At 47.4% G+C, this 20665-nt stretch carries 11 protein-coding genes; all 11 read left to right on the top strand.

The genetic code is table 11. The annotated features are described in order from the left end of the window. The first annotated feature begins 99 nt into the window (after window positions 1–99). The 11 genes from G8759_RS09700 to G8759_RS09750 all read left to right on the top strand — a co-directional run bounded on the left by G8759_RS09700 (window position 100) and on the right by G8759_RS09750 (window position 20665). Window positions 100–2517: an ABC transporter permease gene (locus G8759_RS09700; protein WP_167207413.1), complete on the top strand. Its 2418-nt coding sequence runs from the start codon at window positions 100–102 to the stop codon at window positions 2515–2517. A gap of 64 nt (window positions 2518–2581) precedes the next feature. After that, on the top strand, window positions 2582–2776 hold the full coding sequence (locus G8759_RS09705; protein ID WP_162384866.1) for a hypothetical protein: 195 nt from the start codon (window positions 2582–2584) through the stop codon (window positions 2774–2776). Window positions 2777–2809: 33 nt separating this feature from the next. Further along, entirely contained in the window at window positions 2810–5260 is a 2451-nt protein-coding gene (locus G8759_RS09710; RefSeq protein ID WP_167207415.1) for an ABC transporter permease, read from the top strand. Between the two features lie 196 nt (window positions 5261–5456). After that, complete coding sequence (locus G8759_RS09715) at window positions 5457–6053, top strand: hypothetical protein (RefSeq protein WP_167207417.1); 597 nt, start codon at window positions 5457–5459, stop codon at window positions 6051–6053. Window positions 6054–6429: 376 nt separating this feature from the next. Next, window positions 6430–8805, top strand: a complete 2376-nt coding sequence (locus G8759_RS09720) for an ABC transporter permease (protein ID WP_167207419.1) — start codon at window positions 6430–6432, stop codon at window positions 8803–8805. Between the two features lie 69 nt (window positions 8806–8874). Then, the gene (locus G8759_RS09725; protein ID WP_167207421.1) at window positions 8875–11256 is read left to right on the top strand and encodes an ABC transporter permease; all 2382 of its coding nucleotides are present in this window, start codon (window positions 8875–8877) and stop codon (window positions 11254–11256) included. A gap of 19 nt (window positions 11257–11275) precedes the next feature. After that, a complete protein-coding gene (locus G8759_RS09730) occupies window positions 11276–13681 on the top strand; it encodes an ABC transporter permease (RefSeq protein ID WP_167207423.1) in 2406 nt (801 codons plus the stop codon). Window positions 13682–13683: 2 nt separating this feature from the next. Beyond that, the gene (locus G8759_RS09735; protein WP_167207425.1) at window positions 13684–14136 is read left to right on the top strand and encodes a YybH family protein; all 453 of its coding nucleotides are present in this window, start codon (window positions 13684–13686) and stop codon (window positions 14134–14136) included. 58 nt (window positions 14137–14194) lie between these two features. Next, window positions 14195–16609 (top strand): ABC transporter permease, encoded by a 2415-nt coding sequence (locus tag G8759_RS09740; protein ID WP_167207427.1) that lies wholly within the window; start codon window positions 14195–14197, stop codon window positions 16607–16609. A 184-nt stretch (window positions 16610–16793) separates the two neighbouring features. Further along, the gene (locus tag G8759_RS09745; RefSeq protein ID WP_167207429.1) at window positions 16794–19211 is read left to right on the top strand and encodes an ABC transporter permease; all 2418 of its coding nucleotides are present in this window, start codon (window positions 16794–16796) and stop codon (window positions 19209–19211) included. 344 nt (window positions 19212–19555) lie between these two features. Next, window positions 19556–20665, top strand: coding sequence for a DUF2911 domain-containing protein (locus tag G8759_RS09750; RefSeq protein WP_167207431.1), 1110 nt, complete (start codon window positions 19556–19558; stop codon window positions 20663–20665).

Genomic DNA, 20665 nt, shown 5'->3' on the forward strand with positions numbered 1-20665 from the left:
AAGTGTAGTCTGCCGAAAAGTATGTTGAGTCATAATAGGGGATATGAATCCTTGTAAAATACTGATTTTCAAAAAATTACATACAGATAGATCATTCGTATGCTGCGCAATTATCTGAAAATAGCCTTTCGCACGCTCTGGAAAAACAGTACACATTCACTGATCAACATTGTTGGTTTATCGGTCGCGTTTGGTACCTGTGTATTGCTATTTCTGACAGCCACCTTTGAACTATCCTATGACCGGTTTCATACGGATTCAGACCGGTTGTTTCGTCTTTATTTCCTGTCTTCTAATCGAGATGGTACTCCCGACAAAAGTAGTACGATGCCTTATCCGATTTCGCCCGCACTCAAAGCGGAGTTTCCGGAGATCGAAGGGGTTTCCCGCTATTTTAATCGAACGGCGAGCGTTCGGCGGAAAGATCAGGCCTACGGCAAAAACGTCAGAATGGTCGGTGCTGATTTTCTGAAAATGTTCACGTTTCTGCTCCTGAAAGGTAATTCAGGAACGGCGATGAATAGCTTAAGTGATATTGTCATCAGCGAGAGCATGGCCAGGGATATTTTCGGTAAGGAAGACCCACTCGGTAAACCACTCCAGCTTCGGATGAATAACACCTGGCAGGCCTTTACGGTCACGGGTGTGGTTAGTGATGCGCCTAAAAATTCAACATTCGACTATGATGCACTTATTCGAAGCGAGAATGCCGGCGACTATGAAGAAAATAAAAGCCGTTGGGACCATGGTAATCATGATGTCTACGTCAAACTAAAAGCAGGTACTGACCCGCAAACGCTGCAAAGGCGGACGCAGGCATTCATGGACAAATACTTTGCGAAAGACAATAAAGAGCAAAAGGAGTTGGGGTATCCAAAAAATGAGCTGGGTTTCCAGCGAAGCCTGATTCTACAGCCGTTATTAACGGTTCACTTTGACACCGAAACCACGCACGGGCTTGGTATTAGCCGCACATACGTAGTCACGTTGTTGCTGGTTGGGTTCTTCATACTGGCGATTGCCTGTATTAATTTCATCAATCTAACAATTGCTCAATCGTTCTCACGGGCGCGCGAAGTAGGCGTTCGGAAGTCACTGGGGGCGCAGCGTGTGCAGTTATTTGGGCAAATATGGGGCGAAACACTGATGCTTTGTCTGGGCGCCTTACTGATTGGATTGGGGTTAGCTTATTCGGCCTTACCTTACTTTAATCGATCATTTCAAAGCCACCTGACATTAGCCGATTTTTTGAAACCGAGCGTGTTACTTATAACCGGATTCGGTTTTCTAGTCATTACACTGGTGGCTGGTGGCTATCCATCCTGGTTCGTGACACGTTTCAATGCCGTTGAGGTGCTGAAAGGGAGAGTGAAGATGAGTCGACCCGGTTTGCTCCGTAATTCGCTCATTGTTACCCAGTTTACCATTGCCTGCCTGCTCATTGTGTGTACGGTCATTGTCCGTCAGCAGATCAATTACCTGCAACAGAAACCGATGGGCCTTGATAAGGAGCAGGTTGTCAGCATACCGGTAGGGAATGACTTAAATGGTAACGATGCGCTGAAAACCATGCGAGACCGACTGGCTAATCAACCAAACATAGCCGCCGTATCGGGTTCAGGCGTTAACATTGGTGCCGGGCTGGATGGAAGTTCATCGCGCATGATGTACGGCTTTCTATACGGCAAACGAAATATCACCTGCGACTGGCTACGGATCGACACAGATTACCTGAAAACGATGGGTGTCAAATTGCTACAGGGCCGTGATTTTAGTACATCGTTCAGTACCGACTCGAGTTCGGCCATACTCATTACGCAAAGTATGGCAAAGCAATTGGGAGAAACCAACCCAATTGGCAAGTTCATCAAGCCTGATAACAAAGAGTTTCAGATCGTTGGTGTTGTCTCTGACTTCAATCTGTATTCACTACATCAGGAGGCCAAGCCCATTGCGCTGCAAATGCAATCGAACTCTCCCATTCAATACATTCTGGTTCGGGTAAATCCTCAAAATCTGACTGGCGCGATGGAAAGCATTAAAAAAGCCTGGAAGACGGTTGCGCCGAAGCAGGAGTTTATTGGATCATTTCTGGATGAAAATACCGAGCGGTGGTATAAAAAAGAACAGCGGTTGGCTACCATTTTCTCATCGGCCGCCGGGGTTGCTATTTTATTATCGTGTATGGGATTGTTTTCCATTGCGTTGATATCGATTCAGCAACGGACCAAAGAAATTGGGGTACGTAAAGTGCTGGGTGCATCCGTAACCAGCATCGTAACCCTGCTTTCGAAAGATTTTCTGAAACTTGTTTTGATTGCCATAGTCGTTGCATCACCCATTGCGTGGTGGGCCATGAATAAATGGTTGCAGGACTTCGCCTATAAGATTGACATTGACTGGTGGGTGTTTGTACTGGCGGGCGCATTAGCCATTGCCATTGCCTTGATAACCGTTTGTTTCCAAAGTATTAAGGCGGCTCTGATGAATCCAGTAAAATCATTACGTTCCGAATAATCTAGAGTTGCAGGTATCTCGCTATCAGATACCTGCAACTCTAGATTTTCCTATTCCTAAAACCATGCTTACTCAACTATACGAAAAATTAAGTGCACGACGGGATGCACTGGTCGCCTTATATGGCCATCGAAGCGGCTTGAGAGATTGTAATCCAGACGCTTATTCGCATTATCTACAGGAAATCCGGGATTTGAACCGTCAGTTACGATTATTACGAGTAAGACTGATGAACAATTCTGGTCATCTGGCTGGCTAATCTGATAACTGGTTACTACATAAATCCTCGATCATGTTCCTCAACTACCTTAAAATCGCGTACCGAAATCTGCTTCGTCAGATGAGCTTTTCCGTCATCAACATTGTCGGGCTGACAGTCGGACTAACCTGTTGCTTTCTGATTCTGCTCTTTGTTCGTCACGAACTTAGCTACGATACATTTCATCAGAAATTTGACCGGATTTATCGGATTTCGTATTTACCCAAATTTGCCGGTTTGACAGAGCCGCTGGCCTTGACCCCACCGCCAGTTTCTCCATTGTTGACAGGTGCCTTTTCCGAAATTGAGAAATCGGCACGCGTGTATAGGAGTAGTGCAACGATTGAAATACCCAATCCGCAACAGACTCGTCCCGTAAAATTCGATGAAGAACGATTTTTCTTTGGCGACTCGACACTGCTCGATATTTTCTCGTTCAATTTCCGACAAGGCGATGCCCGAACGGCCCTGAAAGACAAATTTACTGTTGTCATCACCGACGAAATAGCCGCCAAATATTTTGGTACGCAAAATCCACTTGGCAAAACCCTGATCTATGAAGGACAACATCCATTGCGCGTAACGGGTGTTGTGGATAAGTTTCCGGATAACTCGCACATTCATATTGATTTGCTGTCGAATTATGAGACAATGTTTGCCACTGAAAGCGATCTGGTTCGGGAAAATCTCCCGCAAAACTGGGTCATTTCGCATGGATATACCTATGTGCTGTTGCGGCCGGGACGATCGCCCGAATCTGTGAATGCCCGATTCCCGAAATTTTTGCTCGATCATGCCAATAAACAATTCGCCAAAGACATTGTCTATTCGCTCGAACCCCTGAAAGACATTCATCTTCGTTCCGATGCACAGAGTGGGCCTGAACCTTCGGGAAGCATGACCTACATTTATGTATTTATTGGCATTGCCGTCATTACACTGCTGATTGCCTGTATCAATTTTGTGAATCTATCGACGGCCCGTTCGCTCAAACGGGCCAAAGAAGTTGGTATTCGTAAAGTGCTTGGTAGCGAAAAGAAGCAACTCATTGGGCAGTTTCTGGGAGAGTCAGTATTGCTTAGCAGTATTGCCTTACTGCTTTCTCTATTTCTGATTGCTTTACTGCTGCCTGTATTGAATAATCTGACCGGTAAACAGCTTACGATAAGTTATTTTCTGACCAATGGATGGTTAATCCTGCTGTTTGTGGGAATGGGTTTATTGACCGGGCTATTGGCAGGTAGTTATCCCGCTTTTTTTGTGTCCAGTTTCCAGCCAATTACTACGTTGAAAGGCAATTTTGTGAGTGGTAAGGCACGGGGTGGCGCAGTTCGGCAAGTATTGTTGGGCGCGCAGTTTGTGGCATCGATCGCATTGATTATTGGTGCTATAATTTCGTTCCAGCAGCTTCGGTATATGAAAGACCAGCCGCTGGGTTTCGATAAAGACTTTATCATCACCGCCAATACCCGTAATGATAAAATTACGAACGTATTTGCCACGCGTACCGACAGTGCTTATCTACGACTGAAGGCTTTTCGGGAGGTTCTGCTTAAAAATCCGCATGTTAAAGAAGTAACGTTATCGACCCGTCGGATGGGTGATGGTGCGGTACGACGAAATGTGGTTCCAGAAGGACACACACCCGACGATAATCTGTTTGTGGGGGCGATGGGTGTTGATCACAATTTTGCTGAAACCTATGGGTTGACCTTTGTTGCCGGACGCAATTTTTCCGAAGCCTATCCGACTGATAAAACCTCGGCCTTCCTGATTAATGAAACGGGCGTAAAGCAACTCGGCTGGAAGTCACCAGACGCAGCCGTCGGCAAGTCGGTAAATCTCGAAGGCAAACAGGGAAAGATTGTTGGTGTGCTGAAAGACTTTCATAATCAATCGCTTCAGAACCCGATTGAAGGTATGCTATTGACCATCGATCAGCCGTTATTGACATTATTCTCGATTAAAATTCAGCCTCAGCAGGTTCCCGAAACATTAGACGCAATACGGCAGGAGTGGGATCGGTATTTTCCAGAGAAAGTATTTGCGTATGAGTTTGTTGATCAGAATCTGGCGCAGCGCTACGAACGTGAACAACGGTTGAGTAAACTCATTAGTTATTTTGCCGGACTGGCCATTCTGATTTCCTGCCTGGGCTTGTTCGGATTGGTATCACTCGTAACGCAGCAGAAAACAAAAGAAATTGGTATTCGGAAAGTATTAGGCGCGTCAGTCACGAATATTGTTCGACTTGTGTCGAAAGATTTTGTCATTTTGGTCCTGATCGCCCTTGTCATTGCTTCTCCGGTTGCCTGGTGGGCTATGAACAAATGGCTAACGGCTTTTGCCTATCGAATTGACATTCACTGGTGGGTATTTGCGCTGGCAGGATTGCTGGTTGTCGTTGTAACAATACTAACCGTTAGCTTCCAGAGCATCAAAGCTGCCCTGGTAAATCCGGTCAAAAGTTTGCGGGCGGAGTAGGCTGAACGGCGCGTAAGCCTTGGTGTGATTCTGACTGTCCACTGCCGTACGAAAAATGTCCGTTTTCGGACATTTTTCGTGTTCTGTTCGGTGTAATTTGCTGATATTCAGAAAGTTTATAGCTTGGCATGATCCTAGCTGGAAACATATCGCACAACTATGCTCACCTCTAATTAAGACGAACCGCTGCCGATTTATGAAAACGCTACTTACCCTCCTCCTCCTTGCAGTCGGCTTTAGCGCAGTAGCGCAACGGTCATCGTTTAGCAAAGAAGTGACGACCGACGGTCAGCAACTTCGGATTCGTGTCGATGCTGAACAATCAGGGCGCTCCCTGCATTTCAATCGTTCATTCGATGTATCTGAACTGGATGCCAGAGCGGTTAAAGCACTGGAGAATCATATACTCGATTCGCTGGATCAGGAATTTGATGGTCGTTATGCAGGGGTATTTAATGAGCGTAAGCGCGACGTAAAAAACAAGAAGAAGCAGAGTGATGAAGCAACTGTTTCTATGGTTGTCGTGAACACCAACGAAGACACGAACCGCGACGAAAAAATTGTTGCCACATCGAAGCATGAGTTATCGTCAAGTGATGTAGCTCCAGCATCTGTCATTCACCGGGAAGACAAAGAAAACGGTCGGCTCTGGATGCAATATACATTCAAGAAAGACGGTGATGAACTCGTGTTCGAGCGTACTGCCAATGTTCTCGGCAAAAGCGAGAGCGAAAAGAAGGCTATCATTCAGGAAACCGAACGTAGTCTGGGTATCAAATCCATGAATCAGTAGATAAAACTGCATAGGGCAGCTGATATAAGCAGGGAAACCGTTTCTCTGCTCTAAATTTTTTATGCCCTGACCAAGAAAATCATCTCATTATCCGAAACAAGTTGACACCCTGTGATAGTCAACTTATGTGAGCGGTATGGCTCTAAAAGAATAACATTGATCGTATTGGTCACTGTTATTCTTTTTTTATAGGACATTGCTTACAGATAGAATGGAAATTGGCAGGAATTGTAAAGCTAACTCCTTGCTGATCGTAAGTTTTTGATGCCCTAAAGCAGCGTTTCTGACCCCGATTGCATCTTTACGCTGTCTGTGAGTATCTCTCTGCACGGTGTTTTGCTAACGCATGAGAAACGCTCAATCAACCCCTAACACTATGCTGCGAAACTATTTTAAAATAGCCCTCCGGAACCTGTCTAAAAACAAGGTTTATTCGTTTATCAACATTTTTGGTTTAGCCGTGGGTATGGCGGTGGCTATGCTCATTGGCTTATGGATTTACGACGAACTATCCTTCAATAAATTCCATAAAGGATATGATCGGCTGGCGCAATTGTACATCAATCAGACGTTCAACGGCACCACAGGAAGTAGCCGGGCCGTTTCGATTCCGTCGGCCACCGAGATAAAAACCAAATATGCTCCCGATTTCAAATACGCATCGCTGGCCTCCTGGAATTTCGGGCATCTGCTGGTAAATGGTGACAAGAAAATCAATAAAGAGGGCATGTATGTAGAGCCTGTTTTTCCGCAGATGCTCTCGCTCAAGATGCTCAAAGGCGACTATGCTACGGCCCTTAAAGAGCCCGCTTCTATTTTGTTGTCGGAGTCGGTTGCTAAAGTCCTTTTTGGGGATAAAGATCCGCTCAACAAAATCATTAAAATTGACAGTAAAAACAACATGAAAGTGACGGGTATTTTTGAAGACTTACCCTTTAACTCTGACTTTTACGATACAAAATTTTATTTGCCGTGGAGCGCCTATCTAGCCGAACAGTCCTGGGTAAAAGAGTCGCAGCAACAGTGGAGTAATCACTCGTTTCAAACCTTCGTTCAGGTAGCTGACCAGGCCGACATGAATAAGGTTTCGGCCAAGATCAGAGACGTAGAGAAAAAACACACGTCGCCCCAGGAAAATCCGGAGTATTTTCTGCATCCGATGAGTCATTGGCATTTATACTCTGACTTTAAGGAAGGGAAAAATGTAGGCGGAGCCATTCAGTTCGTATGGCTGTTTGCTATTATCGGTGTCTTTGTGTTGCTGTTGGCCTGCATCAATTTTATGAACCTGAGCACGGCCCGATCCGAAAAACGCGCCAAAGAAGTCGGTATCCGAAAAGCCGTTGGTTCGCTCCGCCAACAACTCATAACTCAATTTCTGAGCGAGTCTCTGCTAGTAGTTGGTTTTGCGCTGGTTTTGGCCATTCTGATCGTTCTGATTTCTTTATCGGCATTCAACGATTTATCGGGTAAGCAAGTTAGTATTCCGTATCAGGCTCCTCTGTTCTGGGCAATGATTATTGGATTTTCGCTCATGACGGGCTTGCTGTCAGGTAGTTACCCGGCTCTGTATCTGTCGTCGTTTAATCCGCTGGAGGTACTCAAAGGAACATTCAGAGTGGGTCGATGGGCAGCTGTGCCTCGCAAGGTGTTAGTCGTGGTTCAGTTTACCGTTTCCATTACGCTGATCATTGGAACCATTATCGTTTTTCGGCAAATTCAGCACGCCAAAAATCGACCCGTTGGCTATGACCGCCAGGGATTGCTGCAAATCTCGTTAAGCTCCAACCTCAACAAGAAATATGACCCCTTGCGGGATGATTTGTTGAAATCAGGGGCCGTTTATGAAATGAGCGAATCATCCAGCCCCACAACGGGTGTCTGGTCAAACCAGATTGGTTTTGAATGGGAGGGGAAAGATCCGAAATCGATACCCTTGTTTGGTGTGGTTGCCTGCACCCATCATTTCGGAAAAACCATAAACTGGAAGATTAAAGAAGGCCGGGATTTTTCAAGGGATTTCTCAACCGATACCTCCGCTTTTGTCCTGAATGAAGCGGCTGTTAAGCTGACGGGTTTGAAAAATATTGTTGGTAAAATCATTCGCTATAATGATAAACCCTGTACGGTTGTCGGCGTGGTGAAAGATATGGTGATGGAGTCGCCGTACACACCCATCAAACCAACCATTTTTATGGTAAATTATGATTGGGCGAATGTGATCAATGTCAAACTAATGCCTAATGCACCGGTAGAAGATGCCCTTAAGAAAGTAGAAGCGGTTTTCAAAAAATACGATTCCGACAGTCCGTTTGATTTCAAGTTTGCTGATGAACAATACGATGCTAAATTCAGGTCGGAGGAGCGCGTTGGGAAACTGGCCCGGATTTTTGCGGTACTGGCCATTTTTATCAGTTGTTTAGGGCTGTTTGGGCTGGCATCGTTCATTGCCGAACAGCGAATTAAAGAAATTGGTGTTCGTAAAGTACTGGGCGCTTCCGTTTTGAATCTGTGGGGCCTACTCTCTAAAGACTTTGTTCGACTGGTCATCATCTCCTTCCTGATTGCAACGCCCATTGCTTATTTTTTCCTGGACGATTGGCTGCAGGAATACGAATACCGTACCAACATCTCCTGGTGGATCTTTGTACTGTCGGGTATTGGGGCCACTGTAATTACCTTATTGACTGTCAGTTATCAGGCCATTCGGGCGGCCCTGATGAATCCGGTGAAGAGTTTGCGATCTGAATAAGAGAGAGTCCATTTCTCCAGTGCAAGACTTTTTCGCATTGGAGAAACGGGCTCTACAAAGCCTAAACTTATGTTACGAAACTACCTCAAAACCACCTGGCGCAGTTTAATCCGTAACCGGAATTATGCGCTCATCAATTTAACCGGTCTGACCCTTGGATTGGGTGTAGCAATTGTGTTATTCTGGATTGTGCGTTTTGAGTATAGTTTTGATCGATACCATTGGCATGCCGACCGGTTGTATCGGCTTATTGCGAATGATAAATTTGGAGAAACGGGCTCTCATGTGCCGCAGGGCCTCATTAAAGCCATCAATGAACAGATACCGGGTGTCGAGAAAGCTGTCAATACCTATGCGATCGACTCGGATGGATTGAAAGTTGGCCAACGGGTTTTTAATGTTAAGCATGTCTTTTTTGCACCACCTCAATTTCTCGACATGATTGATGTGGCATGGGTGAAAGGTTCGCCCATGCAGTCGTTAAATCAACCGTTTCAGGTAGTTCTGGACGAACCCACAGCCCACCGTTTTTTCGGCAGCAATGACGCGCTGGGCAAAACAATTCGCATTCGAAACAATGTTGACCTTACGGTGTCGGGAATCATCCGGAAAATGCCGGTTAATACCGAATTTCAGTTTGAAGTGCTGGCTTCCCGCGAGACGTTAAAGCGAATTCAACCGGAATATAACCATGAAAATTACTGGGCTGGTGGTGACTCCATGCATCATGGCTATGTGCTCTTGAAAGATGGGGCGTCTCCATCTGCTATTGAATCACTGTTGGCCACATTGGCAAGCCAGCATAAGAATGAATCTGCCTATACTGGATTTGACCTGTTGCCAATAACGAACGTCCATCTCGATACACAGAGTGATGCTGACCCGTATAATTATGTACTTCCGGAATGGATGCTGTATACATTGGCAGGCATCGGATTGTTTCTGATCTTCATTGCCTGCATCAATTTTATTAATCTGGCAACGGTGCAGGCTGTGCAGCGCAGTCGTGAAATTGCCGTCCGAAAAGTGCTGGGAAGCAGTCGCAGTCAGCTCATTGCACAATTCTTTGGTGAAACAGCCTTTCTGGTTTTCCTGTCGATCGGATTGGGTAGTTTTCTGGCAACACAGCTAATTCGCTATGCCGATCAGTTGCTGAATACACAGGTGACTCAATCCCCTGTATGGGATAATGGTACGGTTTCATTCCTGCTTATTCTGGGTGGAATTGTGACGCTGCTGGCAGGCAGCTATCCGGCCTTGGTGCTGTCGGGCTTTCAGCCAGTTCGGATACTACGCGGTCGATTGGTAATGCCGCGCAAGGGCGGCATTACGCTGCGGCAGTTGTTGGTTGTTACGCAGTTTGTTATTGCTCAGGTGCTGGTTATCTGCACGCTGATTGGCATCAGGCAGATTCGCTACTTTTATCAGAAAGATCTGGGCTTTAATAAAGCTGCTGTTGTAACCGTTACGATGCCCGATCGGGGCAATGCGGTAGTGCGCGAACGGTTTCGGCAACAATTGCTTCAGCATCCGGAAGTAAAAGATGTCGCATTTGCCTTAACAACACCGTCGAGCAATCACAATTGGTGGTGGAATACGATCCATCACCGAAACCTACCCAAAGGCCAATCCACATTTCGCATTCAATACGTCGATACCAACTACTTTAATTTTTTCAAAATCCCATTGGTAGCTGGCCGATCCTGGACGCGCGCTGATACTAATACCGTGGCGATTATTAACGAGAAAGCGGCTCGTGATTTAGGTTATCAACGGCCGGATAAGATAATTGGCGAACGAATTAAGCTGTCGGATGGAAACTTGTTTACCATCATGGGTGTGGTCAAAGACTATCATTCGCAAAGTCTGAAATCGTCAATTGTTCCACACGTTTTTCTGTACGCCGACTGGAATTTTCAGCAGGCCAGTATTCGTATTAATCCGAGCCAATCTACAAAAGCACTCGCTCACATTGAACAATACTGGAAAGCGATTTTTCCGAATTATTATTTCGAGACAAAATTTCTGGATCAGGAACTACAAACGTTCTACGCCGACGAACAGAAGCTGTCTAACTTTCTGACATTGTTTGCTATTGTCGGTATTTTTATCGGCAGTTTAGGCCTTTTTGGTTTGGTGTCATTTGTGGTAACGCAACGAACCAAAGAGATTGGCGTGCGCAAGGTACTCGGCGCTACAGTGGCCAGTATCGTTTCGCTGTTGTCGCAGGATTTTCTGAAATTGGTACTGATTGCTTTTGTGATTGCAACGCCCATTGCCTGGTATGCGATGAGTCAATTTCTGAAGCAATACACCTACAAAATTGATATTGACTGGTGGGTATTCATCCTGGCGGGTGGTTTGGCCGGAAGTATTGCCCTCGTAACCGTCAGTTTGCAGAGTATCAAAGCCGCATTGACAAATCCAGTGAAGAGTTTACGATCTGAATGACGATAAAGCCCCAATTAGTATGCTACGAAACTACCTGAAAATTGCCGTTCGGAACTTGTGGAGAAACAAAACATTCTCCGGTATCAATGTCATTGGGTTGTCGGTAGGACTCGCTTCCTGTCTGCTACTGTTCATGTATATTACCCACGAACTAAGCTATGACGATTTCCAGCAGAAAGCGGACCGGATTGCACGGGTAACGATGGAATATAGTATGGAAGGCCATACGGCTAAAATACCGCAAACGGGCACGAAAGTCGCCCCTGAATTTGGGCGCCAATTTCCGGAAATAGAATCGGGTGTCCGGCTTATTAATCGGGACGGTATTGTGAGTAATGGCGACCAGCAATTCAGCGAAAAACGAATTGTATTTGCCGATTCTGCGTTTTTCAACCTGTTTTCATTTCGCTTAATTAAAGGAAATCCGCAAACCGCGCTGGCCGGACCAAATCTGGTGGTGTTGTCGGAAACAACGGCCCGGAAATATTTCGGTACGGAGAATCCGGTAGGCAAAAATCTTCGCATTAATACGGGGGGCTCGTTTCGGGATTATTCCGTAACGGGTGTTGTGAACGATTGCCCCGCCAATTCGCAGATCAAATACGATTTGCTGACTTCGTTTATGACACTTCCCGCGGCTAAGTCGGAAGAGTGGTACTCGGCGAATTACGCGACGTATTTATTGCTTCGTAAACCCGGAGACATTGCCTATTTACAGGCAAAAGTTCCGGGCTTTATGAAAACGCAGTTTAGTAAGGAGGAAATGTCGGGCAGTAATTACCTGACCTACAATCTCGAACCGCTCCGTCGGGTGCATTTATACTCCGATGTGGAAGGCAGTTTTGAACCCAATGGTGATCTGACTTACATCTATATTTTTGGGTCGATTGCCTTACTGATTTTGCTGATTGCCTGTGTCAATTACGTTAATCTGGCAACCTCTCGTGCCGTAGAAAGAGCACAGGAAGTTGGCGTTCGCAAAGTGATGGGCGCTATGCAGCGGCAACTGTTTGGGCAATTCATTGGCGAATCAGTCATTGTAACATCAATTGCTCTGGTGATGGCGTTGCTAATGGCCAGTCTGACGCTCCCCTTATTCAACACACTGTCGGACCGGCAATTTTCGGTGGAAGTCTGGTTCAAGCCCGAAAATCTTCTGTTGTTACTGGGTGTGGGCGTCGTGGTGAGCCTGATTGCCGGTGGCTACCCGGCGCTGGTTCTGGCACGGTTTCAGCCAATCCGTGTGCTGAAAGGTCACCTGAAAACCGCCGGAGCGGGCCAGTTCCGTAAGGCATTGATTGTGTTTCAGTTTGCCATTACGGCTTTCCTGATCATCAGTACGCTACTGGTTCGGAACCAGTTGACGTTTATTCAGAAGAAAAAACTAGGCTATAGCAAAGACCATGTACTGATGCTGCCCGTCGATAAGCAGGTTAAGGAAAAAATACGATCCCTGAAAAGCGAGTTCCGGCAAAGTGCTGATGTGCAGCAGGTTTCCATGGCTTCTGAATCGCCGGTGTTTATCAATGGTGGCTATGGAATGCGCCGGGCTAATAGACCCGATGCAAACTACAAAATGGTCGCTGGCTTACAGATCGATGAAGATTTCATAAAAACCGTTGGATTACAGCTGGTTGCGGGTCGGGATTTAACGCAAACGGATGTGGAACAGGCCATGCATCCCGACGGCGATAGTCTGAATTACTATCATTTTATCCCAAACGAATCAGCCGTAAAAGAACTAGGCTGGACACCCCAGCAAGCCATTGGCCAGAAAATTGACATGGGTGGCAATCGGAAGGGCGAAATCAAAGCCGTTGTCGCTGATTTTCACTTTGCTTCCATGAAACAGAAAATTGGTCCATTAATTCTGTTTCCGGAAATGGGCGGTGAAGTATTGCTCGTTAAACTATCGGGTAGCCAGTTGCCCAATACCCTTCAGTTTCTGGAACGTAAATGGAGATCATTGATACCCGATCGCCCGTTTTCCTACGAATTTATGGACGAAGAGTTCAATAAGCTTTATGTGGCCGAAACGCGTACCGGCCGAATCTTCAGTGTCTTTGCTTTTCTATCCATCTTTCTGGCCTGTCTTGGCTTGTTTGGTTTATCGGCCTACACAACGGCGCAACGCACGAAAGAAATTGGCGTTCGGAAAGTGCTTGGAGCCTCGGTGTTTAGCATCGTAGGACTACTCTCCAAAGATTTCCTGAAACTGGTGCTGATTGCTATTGTCCTGGCTTCACCGATTGCCTGGTATGCCATGAGCCAGTGGCTGCGAGATTTTGCCTATCGCATCGACATTGACTGGTGGGTCTTTGCGTTGGCGGGTTTACTGGCTGTCGGAATTGCATTGCTGACGGTCAGCTTCCAGAGCATTAAAGCCGCCTTGATGAATCCGGTCAAGAGCCTCAGAGCCGAATAGCTATGAAATTCCTGCTGTTAGTCCTTGTCTTCATCGCTGGTATGAATCCTCTGTTGGCACAGTCATCGGGGCCAGCCAGCGTTAATGCCGATCAGTTACCATCGGTGACACTGCCGCCCGAAATCGATCGCGTTCTGCGTGATTATGAACGAGCCTGGAAGGCAAAGGATACAAAAGCGTTGGTTGCCTTATTCGTTCCCGATGGGTTTGTCATGCAGCCACAACGCCCGCCCGTACGTGGTCACGCTGGCCTCCAGCAGGCATATCGGGGCGCGGGCGGGCCACTTTACCTGCGTACGCTGTCGTTTGCACAATCGGGTACTGTCGGGTATATCATTGGCGCTTACCGCTACCAGGAGAAGGGCGCTGATGTTGGAAAATTTATTCTGGCATTGCGTCAGGGTAAAAATAATCGCTGGTTTATTGCGGCTGATATGGATAATTCGATAAAATAATCTCTTACAGTAAACGAATTGAAACGTCTATTCTCAATCCTTTACTAGCTAAGCGAATATGGTTCGGAATTATCTGAAAATTTCCCTGCGCAACCTCTGGCGCAACCGCAAAGTCAGTGCCATCAGTATCGCCGGCTTATCCATAGGTCTGGCCTGTGGTATCGTCATTTTTCTGCTGGTCAGTTATATGTTCAGTTTCGATCGGTACCATGCCAAAGCTGACCGTACCTTCTGGATCGTTACCGACATCCGACAAGATAATGTCGTTCCCACGGATGCTACACCACGCCCATTAGGGGAGGTTTTGCGTCGGGATGTACCTTTTGTGGAGAACGCTGTCCGGCTCGAAAACATGTTCGGCCGCATCATCAGCATACCTGATGGCAAGGGCGGTTACGCTAAAAAGTTTGAGGAGTCGCGTAACCTGTGTTTTACAGAGCCGCAATTTTTCGATGTGTTCGATACGAAATGGGTGAGCGGCAATCCTGCAACGGCCTTGTCAGCCCCGAATACGGTGGTGTTATCGGAACGATACGCCGAAAAATATTTTGGTACGGCAGATCCAATTGGCAAGACGGTACGCTTTGATAACCAGACGAATCTGACGGTTACGGGACTGGTTAAAAACCTTCCATCTAATACCAAACTGCGCTACGATGTATTCATCTCATACGCGACTATTCCGGCGCTGATTGGCGATCGTGGAAAGCAGGCAATGCAGAACTGGGAAGGCGTTTCAACGCTTTGTTTTGTAACCCTTCGCGAAGGAACGCCTGTTGATCGGCTGACAAGCGTATTTCCAACGATCCGGCAGAAATACCTGAACACGGTGGAGGCAAAGAAACTGGACTTTCATGCCCTAACGCTCGACGATCTGAACCATAATCCAATGTACGGAGGGCAGGCACCCCGGCCTATTCTCTACGCACTGATTATCGTCGGCCTGTTTCTGGTGATGGCGGCTTGCATCAATTTCATCAACATCGCCACCGCTCATGCCCTGAAACGGTCGAAAGAAGTGGGTGTTCGGAAAGTGATGGGTAGTTCACGCAGGCAGCTGATCGGGCAGTTTATGACTGAAACAACGCTTGTGACGCTGCTGGCTGTTGTGCTGGCGTTGGTGCTGGCCTATTTCTGCCTGCCGATGCTGAACAACGCATTGGCCGTGTTGAAAACGGATCTATCGATTTTTGATGTGTTTAAGCCGGATTCGATCCGTTGGTTTGGGAGCCTGCTGGTGGGTGTGATTCTGCTGGCTGGCTTTTATCCTGCACTGGTGATGGCCCGTTTCAATCCGGTGGCGGCCCTGCGGGCGGGTTACGGACAACTGACCGCAAAACAGGTTGGAAGCGTATCGGTTCGGCGCGGGCTGGTTGTGATGCAGTTTTTCATTACCCAACTGTTCATTATTGGGGTCGTTGTCATGATGGCGCAGGTGCGGCATATGCAGCAAACGGATATGGGTTTCCGTAAAGAAGCTATCTTGACTATACCCGTTCCGACCAGTAACCCGCTGAAACAGGACGTGCTGCGAAATCAGTTGCGGCAAATTGCGGGTGTTGACCAGGTGGCGCTGGCTGCCGAACCACCCGCTTCATACCGCCGAATTCCGGTTCCATTCACCTTCGATACCCACACCGAACCGGAGAAATTTCCAACAGCTGTTAAGGTTGGCGATAAAGATTTCGTTCCGCTGTTTGGTATTAAGCTGCTGGCTGGCCGGAATTTTATGAATAACGACACAACCAATAGCGAAGCGTTGGTCAATGAAACGATGATAAAACAACTGGGACTTCGTTCTCCCGCTGAGGTGCTGGGGAAGCAGATCAAGATTTGGGGCGGTACGAAAACTGTTGTTGGCGTCGTCAATGATTTTCATCTGAGCGAATTGCGGGAAGCTATTCCGCCGGCAACCATCCTGAATTATTATCGAGAAAACCACGTCGCGGCCCTGAAACTGAATCCTGCCAATCTCACCGCTACCGTGAAAGCCGTTGAAGATAACTGGAATGAGCTGTTTCCTGAGCATGTCTTCAAAGCCGATTTTGTCGATGATCTGTTGAATCAGTTTTACCTTACTGAACGAATCCTGTTAGGCTTAGCGCAGGTGTTTTCGCTCATTGCCATTCTCATTGGATGCCTTGGTCTGTATGGTTTAGTCGCGTTTATGGCCGAGGCAAAAACGAAGGAAATTGGTGTACGAAAAGTGCTGGGGGCTAGTATAAATGAACTGCTCTGGCTGTTTGGCCGTGAATTTGGCCGGTTACTGTTAATTGGATTTGTCCTGGCGGCTCCCATTGGCTGGTTACTGATGAATGGCTGGCTTCGGGGCTATGTGTATCACATTCAATTCGGCTGGTGGATATTTGCGCTAACCTTCGGGCTGGTGATCGTTATTACGGTCTTAACGGTGGGTTACGAGTCGCTAAAAGCGGCTTTAACGAATCCGGCCAAATCACTTCGAACGGAATAGGAGAGAAGACAGTGCAAAAGCGTGGTACGAGGTCGCTTATTTCTTGTCATGACGACGGACCGACCACGCTTTTTTTGTCAGCCTAAGCAGCTTTCTGAATTCTGCTGCGTCTTTATCGCGCAAATGGCATGGAGCAGTAACCGTGCATGCTATACCTCACTGCAGTTTCTGAACCCACTACCCGATGCTACGAAATTACATCAAAATCGCCTGGCGGAATCTTACCCGTAACAAAGCCTTTTCGGCCATCAACATTCTGGGGCTGGCCATTGGCATCGCTGCCTGCGTACTCATTCTGCAATACGTTACGTTTGAGTTAAGCTTTGATAATTTTCATGCTAAAGGCGACCGTATCTATCGCGTTCGGCAGGATCGGTACGACAAAGGCAAACTCAGCACGCAATGGGTAGGCGGGGCACAGGCCGCCGGTAATTCGTTTAAAGCCAATTTCGGTGAAGTCGAAGATTATGTAAAAGTGCTGAAACGTCGGGCGCTCATCGCTGATTACGGCGAAAAAAGCCTGAAGGTCGAGCGGGTGTTCGTGGCCAGTGAGTCGTTCTTTAAGATTTTTTCGTATCCGTTGCTGGCTGGGAATGCAACCACAGCCCTGGCCGAACCCAATACCGTCGTTCTTTCCGAATCAGTAGCCAGGCGTCTGTTCGGGAGTGAAAACCCAATGGGCAAGACGATCCGCATCAACCAGCAGCAGGCCGTCAAAGTAACGGGTGTTTATCGGGACATGCCTGCCAATACCCACCTGCACGCCGATTTACTGATTCCACATCTAACCTTCATTAAGGAGATGGGGAAAGACAATAATCCCGATAATGCCTGGATGTGGGATGGCGCGTTATCGTACCTGCTGCTGCGTTCAGATGCCAGCCCGAAAGCGCTCGAAGCTAAGTTTGTGCCCTATATTCAGAAGACAATCGGCGCTGAGCTAAAAAAATACGACGCCGATGCAATATACACGCTTCAACCGCTGCGGGATATTCATCTGTACTCGCATTTCATGGAAGAAGCTGAGCCCAATGGCGATGGCAAAACCGTGTATCTGTTGCTGGCCATTGCGTTCTTTATTGTCGTCATTGCCTGGGTCAATTACATCAACCTGGCCACTGCGCGTGCGATCAACCGGGCCAAAGAAGTGGGCGTACGGAAAGCCGTCGGTTCGTTGCGCGGACAGCTCATTCGGCAATTTATGACGGAGTCTGTTTTGCTGAATGGGCTGGCAGTTGGGCTGGCTCTGCTTATCGTTGTCGGGTCGTTGCCCATATTTAGTGAGTTGTCAGGCCAGCAACTGTCATTTTCGCTGTTAGGGAGCCGCATGTTCTGGTTGCCTTTGCTCGGGCTTTTTGTGGTAGGGGCGTTTCTTTCGGGTTTATACCCAGCGTTTGTCCTGTCAGGATTTAAACCCGTATCGGTTCTGAAAGGTAAGGTAAGCACCTCGCGGCAGGGCATTGTTTTGCGTAAGTCGCTGGTTGTGTTTCAGTTTGCGGCTTCCTTATTCCTGCTGGTGGGTACACTGGCCGTATTCAGCCAGATTCAGTTCATGCGGGCACAAAGCCTCGGCCTGAACATCGAGCAAACGCTGGTAATCAATCCGCCGATTATTAAAACAGACTCGACGTTCATGCGGCAGATGCTGGCGTTTAAGGAAGAACTGCTACGCCGGCCGGGTGTCCGTTCCATTGCAGCCTCTACGGTGGTGCCTGGCCAGGCTTCAGACTGGAACGCTGGCGGCATTCGATTAAAAGGCACCGACGAAAGTAAAAGCAAGCAATATCGGGTCATTGGTATTGACTACGATTTTCTAAAAACATTCGATCTGAAACTACTGGCTGGGCGCAACTTTGCCAAAGAGTTCGGAAGTGATCCCAAGGCGCTCATTTTCAATAAAATGGCCGCCAAACAGCTTGGGTTCGATCAGCCCGATCAGGCCATTGGCAAACAGATCGAATTCTGGGGTGAAACATTTACGTTGGTTGGGGTTACCGACAATTTCCATCAGCAGTCATTGCGGGATGCCTACGAACCGCTTATCCTGCGCCTGATTCCCGATGTGCGGGGGTATTTCTCCATCAAGCTCGCATCCGGACAACTCGATAACACGGTTGATGTTATACGCACGGAATGGAATCACTTTTTCCCCGGTAATCCGTTTGAATATTCGTTTCTGGACGAACGCTTTAACGAACAGTACCGTGCTGACCAGCGATTTGGGCAGGTGTTTGGTTTGTTTACCGGCTTAGCTATTCTGGTCGCCTGTCTGGGTCTGTTTGGTCTGGCTTCATTTACAACGGCACAACGTACAAAAGAGATTGGCATTCGTAAAGTGCTGGGTGCGTCGGTGGGTGAGATTGTGCAAATGCTTTACCAGGAATTTGCGGTGCTGATTCTGATTGCTTTTGTTGTTGCAACGCCATTAGCCTGGTATGCGGTTAGTCAGTGGCTCCAGAGCTATGCTTTCCGTACAGATATTCAGTGGTGGTTATTTGTGATGCCATTCGTATTGGTTTTGCTCATTGCCTTGCTGACAGTCAGTTTCCAGAGCGTAAAAGCGGCCCTGATGAACCCAGTCAAATCGTTACGTTCCGAATAATTTTGAAACAGATTCGGCCAGCCTGGAATCGTTGACAACGTTTAAAATTTTGTCAATGATTCGGGCTGCCACCAAATGTTAACTTTCTCCGGCCTGACCTCCAGTGGTAACCATACATACCGCGAATCTTCAAGGTTCGTTTTATTCAAGCTATTCCGAAATGGAATAAACCGGTCTTCACTAAACCGCAGGCAAACCGCCTAAGACTCTATTTCTGTCCGCCTATTGTCCGAAATCGGACGTTTGATTGACTGAGTTCTGAATTATTGTGCTAATAGACAGCTTGTTATCTTTGCGGTGCGACATTTGATGTTAGTATGCTTGGGGCTACTTCTGGCAAAACCATGCGTAACACATTACTTTTTATTGTTCTCCTGCATGGCTCACTCGCAAGCTGGGCTCAACTGACTACACCCCCAATTGGTGGTAATAAAAAAGCGTCAGTCTCGGAACAGATTGGTTTGACGACTGTAACCATTCATTACGACCGACCCGGTGTGAAGGGCCGCGAAGGGAAAATCTGGGGAACACCCATTGCCCACTATGGCTTTCAGGATCTTGGGTACGGGCCTGGTCAGGCGGCTCCGTGGCGGGCCGGAGCCAATGAAACCACAACGATTACCTTTTCGGAGGATGTACGCGTTGAAGGAAAACCACTGGCTGCCGGTACATATGGGCTGTTTATGAACCTTGGCGAACAGGAAACCACCGTAATATTTTCCAGAATAGCCGTATCCTGGGGAAGCTATTACTACGACCCGGCTTTGGACGTCCTGCGCGTGACAGTGAAAAACCAGGCACTCGACCGGTCGGTGGAATTGCTGACGTATTCGTTCGTCAACCAGACGGATAGTTCGGCTGCAGTTGCTCTGAGCTGGGAGAAACGGATGATTCCATTCACGGTGAGTGTCGATATGGTTGGCCAGCAAATGGCATCATTCCGGCGGGAACTGCTTTCGAAGCCGGGTTTCACCTGGGAATCACTGGTGCAGGCTGCTACATACTGTCTGACGACGAGCCATGATCTGAAACAGGGCATGATGTGGGCTGATCAGGCTATAAATGCGCGGTATATTGGGCAAAAGAATTTTCAGACGCTTAGCACGAAAGCCGCCTTACTTACCGCCCTTGCTAAACCCGACGAAGCGTCTATTTTGATGAAAGAAGCGTTGCCGATGGGTACGATGAACGAACTTCATCAGTATGGGCGTACCCTGCTTTCCCAGAAACGCGATCAGGAGGCTTACGCAGTTTTTAAAACCAATTACGACAAAAATCCGAATCAGTTTACGACCAATATGGGGATGAGCCGGGCACTGATCGCTATTGGTAAATCGAAAGATGCCCTGCCCTATTTGCGGGCGGCCTTACCACAGGCTCCTGATTCATTGAATAGGGCTAATGTGGAGGCTATGATAAAATCGATTTCAGAAGGAAAAACTGTTATTAATTGA

Origin of the sequence: Spirosoma aureum, from assembly GCF_011604685.1 — a bacterium.
GTDB classification, from domain to species: domain Bacteria; phylum Bacteroidota; class Bacteroidia; order Cytophagales; family Spirosomataceae; genus Spirosoma; species Spirosoma aureum.